This is a genomic window from Pedobacter ginsengiterrae, from assembly GCF_039537385.1.
Taxonomy (GTDB): domain Bacteria; phylum Bacteroidota; class Bacteroidia; order Sphingobacteriales; family Sphingobacteriaceae; genus Pedobacter; species Pedobacter ginsengiterrae.
Genome location: NZ_BAABAK010000009.1, coordinates 319,810 through 335,450 on the forward strand (window position 1 = coordinate 319,810; position 15,641 = coordinate 335,450).

8 protein-coding genes are annotated in these 15,641 nt (G+C 39.0%); 6 read left to right on the forward strand and 2 right to left on the reverse strand.

All coding sequences use genetic code 11. From position 1 onward, the window contains the following. Positions 1–9 precede the first annotated feature (9 nt). Entirely contained in the window at positions 10–1,989 is a 1,980-nt protein-coding gene (gene hepC / locus ABD692_RS09235; protein ID WP_344766454.1) for a heparin-sulfate lyase HepC, read from the reverse strand. Between the two features lie 6 nt (positions 1,990–1,995). Beyond that, positions 1,996–3,198, reverse strand: coding sequence for a glycoside hydrolase family 88 protein (locus ABD692_RS09240; RefSeq protein ID WP_344766456.1), 1,203 nt, complete (start codon positions 3,196–3,198; stop codon positions 1,996–1,998). Positions 3,199–3,525: 327 nt separating this feature from the next. Between ABD692_RS09240 and ABD692_RS09245 the strand changes: the two genes are divergently transcribed. The 6 genes from ABD692_RS09245 to ABD692_RS09270 all read left to right on the forward strand — a co-directional run bounded on the left by ABD692_RS09245 (position 3,526) and on the right by ABD692_RS09270 (position 15,544). Then, positions 3,526–4,479: an ROK family protein gene (locus ABD692_RS09245; RefSeq protein ID WP_344766458.1), complete on the forward strand. Its 954-nt coding sequence runs from the start codon at positions 3,526–3,528 to the stop codon at positions 4,477–4,479. 178 nt (positions 4,480–4,657) lie between these two features. Further along, complete coding sequence (locus tag ABD692_RS09250) at positions 4,658–7,825, forward strand: SusC/RagA family TonB-linked outer membrane protein (RefSeq protein ID WP_344766460.1); 3,168 nt, start codon at positions 4,658–4,660, stop codon at positions 7,823–7,825. An 11-nt stretch (positions 7,826–7,836) separates the two neighbouring features. After that, a complete protein-coding gene (locus ABD692_RS09255) occupies positions 7,837–9,696 on the forward strand; it encodes a RagB/SusD family nutrient uptake outer membrane protein (RefSeq protein ID WP_344766462.1) in 1,860 nt (619 codons plus the stop codon). Between the two features lie 202 nt (positions 9,697–9,898). Then, positions 9,899–11,335, forward strand: a complete 1,437-nt coding sequence (locus tag ABD692_RS09260) for an alpha-L-fucosidase (protein WP_344766464.1) — start codon at positions 9,899–9,901, stop codon at positions 11,333–11,335. Positions 11,336–11,436: 101 nt separating this feature from the next. Then, a complete protein-coding gene (locus ABD692_RS09265) occupies positions 11,437–12,843 on the forward strand; it encodes a sulfatase family protein (RefSeq protein ID WP_344766466.1) in 1,407 nt (468 codons plus the stop codon). A gap of 22 nt (positions 12,844–12,865) precedes the next feature. Beyond that, on the forward strand, positions 12,866–15,544 hold the full coding sequence (locus tag ABD692_RS09270; protein ID WP_344766468.1) for a DUF4962 domain-containing protein: 2,679 nt from the start codon (positions 12,866–12,868) through the stop codon (positions 15,542–15,544). Positions 15,545–15,641 lie beyond the last annotated feature (97 nt).

A 15,641-nucleotide genomic window follows, 5' to 3' on the forward strand; every position in this document is an offset into this window, starting at 1 on the left:
CAAAAGTCTTTACTGATTGATGTTGGTTTTAACGTTTTGGCTTTTTCCGTTGATGATTAATGTGAAATCTAATTGGCCCTGAACAAAGTCATTTCCAGTATTTTCCTTCATCGTTATCTCTGGTGCTTTTTTACCTATAAAAGGGTAAACTACGCTGATGAAATACGGTGTTGTTGCATCTACCTTTTGTTTTTCGAAGGCTACTGCTGGTCGGGGCATTTCTTTTCTATACTCGTAAGAAACTTTAGTTTGCTCTTCTAATAAGGCTGTTTTAGCAGGGTTAAGCAATTGGATCGACAAGTTATTGCCATCGCCATAGGTGGTATATATTAGGTTTTTTGATTTATCGTAAACTGGCTTGGCATCCTCTTTCAAATGAAAGCGAACATCCAGTTTTCCTGTTGCAGATCCGATTGCTCTATCGATAATGATAAAATATTTTTGATCAACGAAAAGTACAGTTCGCTTATGATCTAAATCCTTATAACTCGGGTTGGTAAATGTTAATACATCCATCATTTTACCCGTTTTCCATTTATTTTGTTTAGCATTTGTGATTAGCATATTCTGATCATCCAATGTTAGTGTATTATGCATTTTGGTTTGGCGATACTGCTCACGTAGCTTATTTATCTCCGCATCGCCACTGTAAACAAAAGTTCCTGCATCAGGCATAAAATTTCGACCCTTAACATAAAGCTCAAATGTACCGTTATCTGGTTGCGCATGGAATTCTCCCGGAGGGCTTGCTTTTAAAACCATCACTATTGATTCGTTGTTCCATCCGTTTCTGAAAGTATAAAAACCCGCATTGCTTGATGCGTGAGAAAGGTGATCTGGGCGTTCCCCTTCTTTGCCTTCCGTTGCAAAATATTGGATAACTTTATTCTTTGGAAAGCTTTTAGCCCAAGCCTGATATAATTTTATTCTTCCCGCCTTATCCGCAATCCACGAATCGCCGAACATTGGTGCACTATAATCTGGGAATGAAAAATCGATATTAGCCATGATCATCCGCTCAATGGTTTCACTAAAAGTTTCAGGGAATTCACTTTCAACGCCAGCCATTTTTGCAGCGTTGAAAGCTTTGAGAAAAATTTCAATAGATGCAATATGATATACCGGGGATAACTCAAACTGCACTCCATCGGCATAAACCTGCTTTTTGATTTCTGTGTTTAATATATCTATACCGCTTTTTCTCCAGAATGGCGATGCTTTAAACTCAGGAAAAAATGCTCCTGCAAATAATACCCTCTGGGCTTCAAATAATAGATGGTTGCCCTCTTTCGAGTAATGTTGTGGGATATAATCCGCCTGTTGATGGAAAGATTTCAAAAATTCCATTAAAAATGTGGGCGTGAATTCAGGCGATGACAGAAATAAATTGAAGGTTCCTGGCAAGCTTTGTACTCTTTCTGAAACTTCTAATGGCCTCCAGGCATAAGCATCATTATCTGCAGAAAGACCTAATGGGTTTTTCTTAACCCAATCGCGGAATTGATAAACCCATTCCCTGGCATATTTTTCATCTCCTGAGCTTCTATAGGCTAATCCCATAGATTGCCACCAATATACGCGATGCAACTGCCACCTTACCTCATTATCTTTTACTGGCCAAAGCTGCCAGTTGATTTCTTTTCCGTAATCGAAAAATCCATAACCTTTATGTGGCTGGAATTTATGAAGCAATGCATTATCTGCTTTCTCCTGATTTGCTGCACCTATCGATTTTCCTTTGAAACGCTGCTCATCTCCGATATTGAAATCAGGGTGGTGTATTTGTTTTCGGTTACGGTAATAAACTAACAGCTCTTGGGCAGCTTGATCGTACTTCGCTGATTGAAAGCTTTGATTTACTTTTTCCAGTCCAGGATAGTTTAAATTAATATTGTCGAAGTCTTCCTTTGAAATCGGGCTTTGCTGCGCTTTCAAACTTAGACCAGAAATTGCAAGGGCAATCAGGAATTTTAATACTTTTAATTTCATGGTGTATTAATTTTTTTTGATTGATTTTAAATCAATTTTTGCGATTTCATTATAACGTTTCAGAGCTTCCAGGTAGTAGTAATCTGCATAGTCAAGTGGAGTGTCAATTTCTGAATTATAAAGGAAAGCACCAACACTGTGTTTCAAAATAAAATATTTGTTTTCACCTGGTTTCGCCAGATAGTCATCTGATGAAAGAGATTTTAGAATATCTTCTGCATAGGTGAAATATTTCTTGCCATCCTTAACCTGTGTACTCAGTTCTAATAATCCTGATGCAATAACTGCTGCGGCTGAAGCATCTCTCGGCGCTCGCTCGGCTGTATCAAGGGCGTTATGAACATCGAAATCCCAGGCAGGAACTTTATCTTTTGGCATTTTAGGATGATTCATGATGAAAGCTGCGATGTGTTCAGCCTGTTCTAAAAATCTCTCATCTTTAGAATTGGCGTAACACATGGCGTATCCATAGAGTCCCCATGCTTGCCCGCGGGCCCAGGCCGATTCATCAGTTAAACCTTGATGTGTTGCCTTTCGAATAACCTTACCTGTTTTTGGGTCATAATCGACTACGTGATAAGAACTATAATCTTTCCTGAAATGGTTTTTAAGAGTTGTTAAAGCGTGAGCATTTGCAGCATTGCCGTAGCTGGGCTGTTTTAGGAAGTTTGAAGCCCAATATAAATATTCCAAATTCATCATGTTGTCAATAATCACAGGGTAGTTCCACCAGGCAAAGTCCCATGATCTGATCACTCCGATTTTAGGATCGAAACGGTTCAATAAATGCTTTGCACCATCTTCTAGCGCTGGTAGATATTCTTTGTTTCCAGTAATGCGGTAGGCATTTCCATAAGAACAGTAGAGCATAAAACCAACGTCATGTGTATTGGTAATATACCTTGCCGAATCTAAGGCTAAAGTAAAGCGTTTAGCATCAGCAGCCAGGGTTTTATCTCCTGTAAGTTCATAACCATACCATAACGAACCTGGAAAAAATCCAGTTGTCCAGTCTTTGTAGGGTGCCAGCCTGACCGTTCCATCAGGATTAACAGAACGCGGGTTTTTTCCTGGACTATAGGCGCTTGCAGCTTTCTTAAGTTGAAGCTCGACTACACGGGTTGCTTTTGAAAACCATTGCGTTTCTTGTTGTGCATAACTTTTAAATGTCAGGGCACTAATAAAGAATATGGTAAGGACTTTTTTCATCTGAGAGATTTGTCTTTTTGCTGGTTAAATAATCTGCTGAATAAGCAATTGTGAAATTAGGTTAGACGATGCATTTTTGATTTTGATTTTCGTTAAAATGCTTTTGATTTTGATTAAGAAACTTTTTGACGGAAACCTTTTAAAATGCGCCAGCTGGGAATATTTGCCCCCTCAGTCAAATTATTAGCATTAGCCAAAACTTAAATACTTTAGTCTAAAATCGAAACTATAAGTATCGAAATGCCTGTACTTTAGGGTTTGTTTATGTTCTGCATCGCAAGTGGATCCTGATCATAAATTATCTCAACCTAAATAAATGTTTTAAACATGAACCAATTAAATGCAATAGGTATCGACGTTGGCGGATCTTCCATTAAATGCGGGGTTGTAAATGCCCATGGTGAAATTTTGTACTCAACAAACATTTCGCTGACAAATGTGAAAACACATGGTGCTGTAATCGGCCACATGACTGAAGCCATTAATGCTTGTGCCAAAAGATATGATGATTCAATTCTTGGAGTTGGTGTAGGATTTCCTGGCATCATCGAGAATAATGTAGTAATTGCAGGCGGAATTAATTTGCCTGGCTTCAGGAATGTAGAACTGGGCAACATATTAAAACTGGTTACCCGTAAAAACATTATTATTGATAATGATGCAAACCTGATGGGCCTAGGTGAGCTGACTTATGGTGCGGCCAAAGACTGTAGCGATGCGGTGTTCATCACAGTGGGTACTGGAATAGGTGGTGCGGTGCTGATTGACTCTAAACTCTATGGCGGGTTCAAAAACAGGGGAACTGAATTGGGGCACATTATCATAAATCATAAAGGTAAGGCTTGTGCATGTGGTGCCAGAGGATGTTTGGAAGCCTATGCTTCGATCACTGCAATGGTCAATCACTATCAATCTATCTGTAAAGATACTCCTGAGAATGTAGATGCAAAATATATCGTCAGCAGGTACATGTTAAGAGAAAGCGATGCAATGGAGGTGATGGAATCTCATTTTGATTATATGGCCACAGGTATTGTAAGTTTTATCAACCTGTTCAATCCACAAAGGATAATTATTGGGGGAGGCATTAGTGAATCGGGTTCTTTTTACATCAGGGAGATTGAAAAACGAGTATTGGCACTGGCTGTACCTACAGGACCAGGATCGGCCCAAATTGTTGCTGCTGGCCTTGGTAACAAAGCAGGGTTATTAGGCTGTGCAGCAAATGTATTTCAAAAGTATGGTGCAATTGAAAATATGAAGCAAAAAATGGTAGTTTAAATACATTATTAATCAATTTTGATAATGATTTAACCAAATTTAAAACCCGAAATAGATTCTATAACATAGATTCGTTGTTGAAAATACTCAAATATTTGCCATCAAGTTTTAGCAAATAAAATATAAAAATAAACTAACCAACATATTCTAGACTAAATACCAAACTAACCTAACTGAAATGAAACAAATCGTACTTATGCTATGTCTACTATGCTTAGTTACTGTATCACAAGCTCAAAATGTGATTATGGTAAAAGGTGTGGTTCGAGATGGAACTAACCAACCTATCCCAGGTGCGACAATTCTTGAAAAAGGAACCAAGAATGCAGTAATGTCCTCGGAAAATGGATCTTATCAAATAAAAGTGCCAGCAAATGCAATACTCGTTTACAGGTACGTTGGATCAAAAGTGACAGAAATCAGCGTAAATAACAGAACTGTTATAGATGCCAAATTGCAAGATGAATCCAATACACTTAACGAAGTAGTGGTTACAGGATATGGCCAGGAAACCACCCGTGGTAGTTTAACGGGGTCAGTGTCATCCATCAGCGGGACAGAAATCGCCAAAGTTCCTGTTCAAAACGTAGCGCAGGCTTTACAAGGCAGGATTGCTGGAATGCAGGTAAGCGTTGGTAGTGGAGATCCTGGTGCTGAACCATCTATAAAAATTAGAGGCGGAACATCTATAACCCAAAGCAATGAACCTTTGTATGTGGTTGATGGCGTGCCACAAACTGAAGGGTTAGCTTTTTTAGATCCGATGGATGTGGAATCGATCGATGTATTGAAAGATGCTTCTGCTACTGCAATTTATGGAGCCCGTGGAGCCAATGGAGTTGTTTTAGTAACTACCAAAAAACTTAAGGGTGGTAAAACCACTATAAACTATGACGGATATGTAGGCGCCAGAATCACAAGCAAATATTTGCCTGTACTTAGTCCGCTTCAATATGCGCAGTATGCTTATGAAAATTCAGTTCGCGATGCCACAAGGCTTCAACGATTTATCAGTACCTATGGTTCTTTTGATTCCTTACAGATCAATTATGGCGATAGACCTGGAATTAACTGGCAGGATGAGGTGTTAGGAAAAACGGTAATGAGTCAGTATCATAAGGTGAGCATCAATGGAGGGAATAGTGAGATCAGATACAACCTTTTTTATTCTAAAAATAACAATGATGGATTATTATTGAATAGTGGTGCAAATAAAGATATCGCGAAACTTACTGTAACCAACAATATAGGGAAAAAAGGCGTGGTAACTGGTATTGTGAATTATTCAAACCAGGTAATTTATGGAACCGGAGGAACACAAACGGGGGGTAACGCCAGATTGAGTTTTCTACAAACCTTACTTCAATACCGCCCGATAAACGGAAAAAATAGTAATGATCTAGATTTATTGGATGATGCCATTGATCCGCTGGATAACCAAGGTAGTCCAGCTTTCCAAAGTCCTCTGGTTGCGCTTAACTCACGTCAAATTAAACAATCTATAAAAAGTTTAAACGCCAGTGCAACTGCGAGATATAGTATTATCGATCACCTGACCTACAATGGCTTGATTAGCTATACCAGTCAAACCAATAAGATCAAAACATTCATCGATGCGACTAACATTCAGGCGATTCGTGCAGGCGGACCAAATGGAAGCATTAGTGATGCGCTATCTCAACGTGTTTCTTTCAATAACGTATTAACCTATGCCAACACCTTTGCGAAAGACCATAAAATGGATATCTCAGTAGGACAGGAATACATTTACAGCTATTTAGAAAATTTTTCAGCCTCCGCAAGTGGATTTCCTGCAGTAAACAATGGTTTTGATAATTTAGGCGCTGGTACTGTTGCGGGTTTTCCAACATCTTATGCCGAGGATGATAAACTTCTATCGTTCTTCGCCAGGGGAAATTATGCCTACAAAGGCAGGTATCTATTGAGTGCTTCATTAAGAAGAGATGGATCATCCAAATTCGGATCTGAGAATGTATTTGGCTATTTTCCATCAGCAGCAGTTGCCTGGAGGATTATACAAGAACCTTTCATGGAAGGAAACAAGATTTTTTCTGACCTGAAATTGCGTGTTAGTTATGGAAGTTCGGGTAATAACCGAATTGCCAATTATGCATCGCTGAGTACATTTGTTACGGGTAACTATCCTTTAAACAATCAGATTATCAGCACTGCTTATCAGTCTAATCTATCTAATCCATTTTTAAAGTGGGAAACGGTGGTGCAACGTAATGTGGGTCTGGATTTAGGTTTATTGAAGCAAAGAATAACCCTTACTACAGATATTTACGATAACCGTTCTAAAGATTTACTTTATAATACGCGTATTCCTGCCAGCTCTGGTTTTACCACTCAACTCCAAAATATTGGCGAAACTTCGAGTAAAGGAATCGAATTTACCTTAAATACCATTAATATTAAAAAGGCCGCTTTCCAGTGGAATACAAATTTCAACATCGCATTCAGCAGGACAAAAGTTTTAAAATTAAGTAATGAGGAAAGTTCTTTATTGGTAAGTAGTTATAATACAGCTTTTAATGATTATATCTTACAAGTTGGACAACCTGTTGGCATCATGTACGGTTATATCGGCGATGGATTGTATCAGGTAAATGACTTTAATTTTAATGCCACTACTAACACATATACATTAAAAACGGGTGTGGTAAATAATGGTACCGTGGTTCAGCCAGGTTATGCTAAGTATGCCGACATAAGTGGCCCGAATGGTACGCCAGATGGTCTGATTAATGATTTCGACCGTACAGTTATTGGCAATGCAAATCCTAAGTTTACAGGCGGTATAAACAATAATTTTAGCTATAAAGGCATTGACCTGAGCATCTTCCTGGATTTTACTTACGGAAACGATATATATAACGCTAACATTCAAAATAATCTGGCCATTTCAGGTGAATATAATAGTAATCTTGCTTTCCAAGCTGAACGATGGACCAATGTAAACGCAGCGGGCCAACTGGTAATCAATCCAGTTGAGTTGGAAGCATTAAACAGGGGAAAAAACACGGTAGCCTCTATTGCAGGGGTTACAGGAGGTCGATTAACCCGTTATGCGATAGAAGATGGTTCATTCTTAAGAATCAATAATATAAGTTTAGGTTATACTTTTCCAAAGAAATGGCTGGAGAAAGTAAAAATCAAAAATGCCCGAGTGTATTTTACTGCATATAATCTCCATGTATTTACCAATTATTCTGGTTATGATCCAGAGGTAAGTGTAATTAATAATCCATTAACGCCAGGCGTGGATTTCAGCGCCTATCCAAGAGGCAAATCTTTTGTAGCTGGTTTAAATTTATCCCTTTAATATTGATTGAAATGAAAAATACTAATATAAGAAAGGCTTTAGTCGTTGGATTGATTGGGCTAATGCCACTGATTTCCTGCAAAAAAATGGTAGAAACCACTCCTTATTCGTCTTTTACCTCTGCAAATTATTTTCAATCGGTTAGTGAAGCTTACTCTGCTACACTTGGTGTTTATGAAGCTATGAAAAGTCCAAATACCTACGCATGGAATATTCCTTTGGTATATGATGCTGACACAGATGCAGAGTTTTTAAGTCCAGGAACTACTGTTAATGACTTTAGAGAGGTTTCACACTACTATCATCTGGCTGGAAACTCAATGTTTTACAATACATGGTCGACCCTTTATGCTGGAATAGACCGTGCTAATGTAGTGATTGAACGTATTCCGCAAATGAATTTATACACAAATGGATCGGTTGCTGAAAAAGCCGATCTAAATAGAATGGTGGGAGAAGCCAAGTTTTTGAGGGGATTTTATTATTCAGAATTGGTTAGGTTGTGGGGCGATGTGCCTTTTAAAACAAAAAGTTCGGTTACGGGTGATGAATTAAGATTACCCCTTACCGATCGTTTTGCAATTTATGAGCAGGTAATTAAGGATATGCAAGAAGCTATTGCGGTGTTGCCTGCATCTCTACCTACCGATGAACGGATTAATAAATTTGGTGCAAAGGCAATATTGGCTCGTGTCGCACTTTTTGCGGGGGGATATTCACTGAGCGCCAACGGCGCCATGCAAAGGCCCAATGATTATATAAAATATTATCAGATCGCACAGAATCAAGTAAATGAGGTTATTGGATCTGGTCTATACCAATTAAACAATAGTTATAGCCAGGTTTTTAAAAACCAATCACAGCAGGTATTCGAACCAAAGGAAAGTCTTTTTGAAGTTTCTTTTTACACGCCAGCAGTTACCACAACGTCGAGTTCTAGTTTTGGTTTTTTTAATGCAGGCCTAACGGCTAATGGGCTTTACGGTAGCACTTTAAATAGAGTTTTTGTTCCTGCATCTTTCTATAGCAGTTTTGATAACGGAGACCTTCGTCGTGATTTTTCGATTGCCAGATATAGCCTGGATGCTAACGGAAACCGTGTACCGCTGTTAACGGCGAGACAAGATGAAACCTGGACGCCGGGAAAGTGGAGCCGTGAATATCAAAAAAACTCAGCTTTGGAAAGAAGCTACACAAACATCAACTATGTTGCCATGCGTTATGCAGATGTTTTGCTGATGAAAGCAGAGATTGATAACGAGTTGAATAATGGCCCAACTATTGAAGCTTATGATGCCATCAATGCAGTGAGAAGAAGAGCGTATGCAACAAACACTCCAGGAAGTGGTATTACAATTACGCTTGGTGCTGGAGGTATGGGCTATACAGCTGCTACAACAATCAGCATTACAGGTTCGGGCGTGGATGCTTATGCAGTACCAGTAATCACATCTGGACGAATATCAGCAGTTACGATTTTAAATGCAGGAAGTGGCTATACAACACCGCCAACCCTTAGCATTAACGGGGTGGGTACTGGGGCAGTACTAACAGCGGGACTGCAGACCAAGCGTACAAATGCAACTGTAGATTTACCAACAGGATTGTCTAAGGATGCTTTTCTGCTAAGAATTCAAAACGAGAGAGCGTGGGAATTGTGCTTCGAAGGTATGCGCAGATCTGACCTGATTAGATGGAATTTACTTGGTGATAAGATAAAAGCAACACAGGATGCTGTCAAAGCCATTCGTTCGCAATATGCGTATGTAGCAAGTACCAATTTTGTTAAAGGTAAACATGAACTTTATCCGCTTCCGCAAAACGAGCTGGATGTGAATAAAAACATTACCAGACAAAATCCAGGATTTTAATTTCTGTAAAGTTTGATCTCTATAAATGGCATCGCTTTGTAATGCGATGATGAAATGCAATTGATGGGATAAATCTAAAGATGAAAGCCAAAATGAAGTCGTTAGCAAGGTCAAATCATTAATAGAAAGCTGTTTAAGTTCAGGTTCCTGCAAATTTAGTCGGTCAAATGACCCAGTATTAATATTAGTTTTAATTGATCTTATGATGAAGAGGTTGTTCATATTTTATTTTCTTTCAGCAGTTGTATGTTTACCGATTTTTGCACAACAAACACCAGATAAAAAGATGGAATGGTGGCGAGAAGCCCGTTTTGGTATGTTTATCCATTTTGGAGCTTATGCCCAATTTGCAGGTCGTTACCACGGGATAGAACAACGTGTAGCAGACGGGGCTTGGCTATTTAACAGAATGAAAGTGCCTGTTCGGGAATATAAAGACACCGCAAGGAATTTCAACCCTATAAAATATAACGCTGAGCAATGGGTGAAGTCGGCAAAAGCTGCGGGAATGAAATACATTGTAATTACGGCGAAACACCGCGATGGTTTTGCCCTTTTTGACAGCAAGGCGAGCGATTGGGATATTGTGGATGCCACACAGTACGGTAAAGATTTATTGAAACCTTTGGCAGAAGCCTGTAGAAAACAAGGAATGAAATTGGGTTTTTATTATTCTCAGGAGCAGGATTGGGGCAATTCGGGTGGTGCGGCACACCGTAGAGCAATGAACCAAGGGTGGAATAATCCCGATAGTGCAAAAATTGATGCCTATACTTTAGCGCATAACGGGCATTGGGACCCAGTTCAGGATACCAAAACTTTCGATGAGTACATTAACACGATTGCTGTAATTCAAATAAAAGAGTTGTTGACTAATTATGGTGATGTGGCCGTGATCTGGTGGGATACCCCAGCATATATAACTACAGACCAGGCGCAAAAATTAAAAGACGCACTGAAGCCGTTTCCTAATGTAATTACAAACGATAGATTAAGCAAAAAGCCTCAGTTTGGAGGCGACTATAAAACGCCAGAACAAAAAATCCCTAATTTATCTGAGCTAGATGGCAAGGACTGGGAAAACTGTATGACGATGAACAACTCTTGGGGTTTCCGTAGCAATGATGATAAATGGAAATCATCGGCTATGCTGGTTCAAAATCTCCTAGATATTGCATCAAAAGGAGGTAACTATTTATTAAACGTCGGGCCTAAGGCGGATGGTACTTTTCCACAGGAAAGCATAGATCGCCTAAAAGACATTGGCGATTGGATGAAAAAATATGGTATAGCCATTTATGGTACACACGCCAACCCAATAGCAAATGTAGATTGGGGCCGTATTACTGCCAAAGACGATAAAAATAGCACCACGCTTTATTTATCGATATTTAACTGGCCAGTTGATGGAAAACTAGAATTGGAAGGCTTAGCCGATAGAGCCATTAGCGCCAACTTGTTAGGGCAAAAAAGTGCGCTAAAAATAAAGCAAAATAGAGATGGTAAGTTAGCAATAACGGGTCTACCCTTGAGTGCACCAGATAAAATCGCAAGTGTAATTGAAGTAAGGTTTGATAAGATTATTGCCAAAAGGCAATTTTTACCAAGCAAGAAAATGAAATCGGAAGCTTTGGATTGATAAAGTAAATATCGTTTTGCCGATTTTCGCAGCATTACAAAGAATAATTATTGATGGAAGTTATTTACAAAGAACATTACCAGATTTTAGATTTATAAAATATGAGATTGAACGTTGCTGGCAAAGAGAGTTTCTCAATGAAAGGGATTATGTTAATGTTAATATTTTCTTTATTAGGGTTATATGTTTTTGCCCAATCGCCAGAACGGCCAAACATTCTGATCATTATGACCGATCAGCAGACTGCTGAAGCCATGAGTGCTGCGGGGAATAAATATTTAAAAACCCCTGCTATGGATAAACTTGCGAAAAATGGCGTTCGTTTTACCAAGGCTTATTGTGCGCAGCCTCTGTGTACGCCATCGCGTTCTTCAATTTTTAGCGGCAAAATGCCTCATGAAACAGGTTTTATTGGCAATGCACCAGAAAAAGATGGACAATGGCCAGATAGCTTACTAATGATGGGTAAAATATTTCAAAATGGAGGTTACCAAACTGGCTATGTAGGCAAGTGGCACTTACCTGTACCCACAAGCAAAGTAGGTCAACACGGATTTAAATACATCGAAAATACTTCTTTTTTGGATTATAACGACGCGGCAACGCCATCCTTTTGTGCCAGGTTTATTAAGGAAAATAAAGATAAGCCGTTTTTGCTAGTCGCTTCTTTTTTAAATCCCCATGATATTTGCGAGTGGGCAAGGGGTGAAACATTAAAGATGGATGTTTTAGCAAATGCCCCACCTGTAGCGGAGTGCCCACCTTTACCTTCAAACTGGCGAATTCCCGAACTGGAACCGAAGATTGTAAGGGATCAGCAAAAAACGGTTGGTTTGCGCACTTACCCATCAGTAGGCTGGACTGGAGATCAGTGGCGGCAATATCGATGGGCTTATAACCGTTTAGTTGAAAAAGTGGATGGTTATATCGAAATGCTCTTAGGATCACTTCAAAAATATGGCGTGGAAAAAAATACGATCATCATTTTTACTGCAGATCATGGCGACGGATATGCAGGCCATAGCTGGAATCAGAAACAGATTTTATATGAAGAATCCGCGAAAGTCCCCTTTATCATTTCCAAAATGGATGGGTCAATGAAAGCCCGTACAGATGATATGCTGGTTTGCAACGGCGTAGATGTGATTCCAACAATTTGTGGGCTTGCCGCTGTAAACAAGCCAGGTTATTTGAAAGGAGCAGATCTAAGTAAAAGGATGAGTAATCCAAGCTTATCACTCCGTGATACCTTAGTCATAGAAACCGATTTTGCCGATAACGAAGAACTGCTGGGTATCAGCGGACGAGCGGTAATTACAAAGGATTTTAAATATATCGTTTATAATCAGGGGATTCTGCGTGAGCAACTTTTTGATCTGAAAAAAGATCCTGGAGAGATGCATAATCTGGCAAAGGAAAACGCAAGCAAAAACAAGTTATTAAAAATGAGAAATCACCTTAAGCAATGGTGCACGAAAAATGGCGATAAATTTAATTCAGGTTTGTAGTAAAGTATCTCAATATATTATAATGAAAATTTTTATAGCAGTTTTTATTTCCTTGCTCTCGATTAACTCCTTCGCACAGCAGTTTGGTGTAAAACAAGTTAATGAAGCAAAACTTCATGCCCGAGTACGGGAGTGGCCATATCCAGCTAATGGTATAACGGTTCCAACCAATGCTCTGGCCTTATTATGGCCAGGCACTAACGGTAAAACCAGGGTTTTGCCTATGGAAAGTGGCAGCGAGGTTCCAGAAGATCCCAATATCGGAAATGTAAAGTATAAGGTCATGCTTGCTACTGATCCAAATTTCAAAAGCAACGTAATATCGGGTAAAGAACAGCGTTGGGCAGTTTATCCACTGCATCAGGCTTTAAAACCTGGTAAATGGTATTGGAAATACGGCTACACACTTAAAAATAGCAATAATTGGATTTGGTCTGAAACCTACAACTTTTTAATAGATCCCAAATACGCCAGTTTACAAGTTTCTCCACCAATAGAAACCGTGCTAAAACGAAATGAAGGGTCACATCCATTATTATGGAACATGAACCAGATTGGGGAAGATTTTTACAATAGAAATCTCCATAATCCTGAAGCTAAAAAGTTTATTGCATTTGCTGAAAAATTGATGTTGGAGCCGCTTCCTGTTGAAAAACCTCAAAGAATTATTGATACCACAGGTAAAACGCCTTTGGAAAAAAAGATTATTATCGAACGTATGTACCACGGGTTTGGTGATGCGGTAGGCACACCAGTTAGAAATCTTTGTATTGCCTTCCAGTTAACCAAAGACAAACGTTTTATTCTGGATGCAAAAAGAAGGGCCTTGAATATTGCCAACATGAATCCGAATGGGTTGGCTACTGGCGATGATTTTACCAGTGGCGCAGTGCTGGAAGCTTTAGGCTGGTTTTATGATGCAGGTTATGATTATTTAAATCAAGAAGAAAGGCTCCGCTTAAAAAATATCATTACACTAAGGGCAAAAAGGGTTTATGATCATCTTCCAAACCGTTTTGAGCTTCATGTGAGCGATAATCATGTTTGGCAAATTACTTTAAGGAACCTTGCAATTGCAACAGTTTCAGTAATCAATGAAGTACCCGAGGCAAAAGAATGGTTGACTTATATGTATGAGGTCTGGTCGGCCAGGTTCCCAGTTTTAGGCACTACGGATGGTGGCTGGCATGAAGGAAATGGGTATTTTAGGGTCAACTTCAAATCCATCATTTACCTGTCGCAAATGTTTGGTGATTTTAGTGGAGTAGATTATTTTAAGCTCCCCTGGATGCAAAACTTACCCTATTACCTGATTTATACCCATCCAAATGGTTCCGCATCGACCGCAACGGGTGATATGTGGGAAAACATTCCATACATTGTGAAAGGCGAAGCTTGGTTTGCAGATGCACTAAGTCTTAAAGTAAATAATCCCTATCTAAACAATTATGTAGCGAAGATAAAAGCCGATAATCCTGAATATTTTAGAGGAACCGATGATTATCTGCTGTTTAGACTTTTAAATTACAAGCCAGACCGCAAGATCGCTACAAAATCTTTTGACGATTTATCCAAAGCCAGGACATTCAGCGATGTAGGTGTTGTTGCCATGCATGAAAATCTTGCTGATGCCAGCCGTAGTTTAAGCAGTTATTTGTTAAGCAGTCCTTTTGGCGCATCAGGTCATGGACATGCATCACAAAATGCTTTTACCATAAATTATAAAGGTAAAGTACTTTTTGGTGGAAGTGGTTATTACAGCAATTTTAGCGATAAGCATAACCTTTTCTATTATAGAAGTTCCAGGGCATATTCTACAATTTTAGCCGATAGCATCAGTCAAAAAATTGGTGAAGAAGGTTATGGTTGGATACCTCGATCACTCAGCGGTAACCATATTCAATACGCTTTGGGGGATGCTAGCAATGCCTACGGAAAGATTCAAAGTGAATTTTGGTTAAACCGCTTTGATCAGATCAAGGCTCAGCCAAATAAAGGAAATGTTTATGGTGAATCTGGTGTAACCTTGTATCGCCGACACGTGCTTCAGCTTGCTGGCGAATATGTTGTGCTCTATGATGAATTATCAGCAAACAAACCTGTAAAATGGACCACTCAATTTCATGCACCGTACAGTAAGATTCTAGCATCGATTTCAAATTCAGTTAATCGAAAGGATTTCATTACTGAAAATGACTCCCTAAGCAGTTTAGCAACGGTTTTTGCCTACACCCCAATTAGCTTGGTCGTCCATAATCAATTTTCCGAACCTGCAGAAAACTGGAATAAGGTAACTGATGATGAGGGCAAAATCAAAGATTTCAAAAATCAGTGGCATGCTGGCATTACGTCTTTACCATCTAAGAATTTTAGGTTTCTAACCATCATACAAATTAAAACAGGTGCGGTTGAAGTAGTAAAAATACCGAACGATAACGAAGGAATTTGTGAAGTGAAGGTTGGAGAGTGGAATATTAAGGCTCAATTAAACGGTAACAAAGGAGCTGCATTAATAATAGATGGGTCGAAAAGCAAATCGTTATTTACTTATGGTGATTTGCCAGTCAAATTTCAGGGGAAAACCTTTATTTCAAACCTGAAGGGAAGTTCTGTTCTGCTCGAAATGATCGATGGGAAGCTTATCAAAAAGGAAGCGGTGGATGAGCTACCTGATGTTTTAAAATATGATAAAGCCAATTAACGGTTTTGAATTGATCATTATTGAAAGTTTTTTAATCAAAATTTAAAGTGTTTAGCTTCAGGAATAACTAATTTTATCCTATTAAGTAAAAGTATAA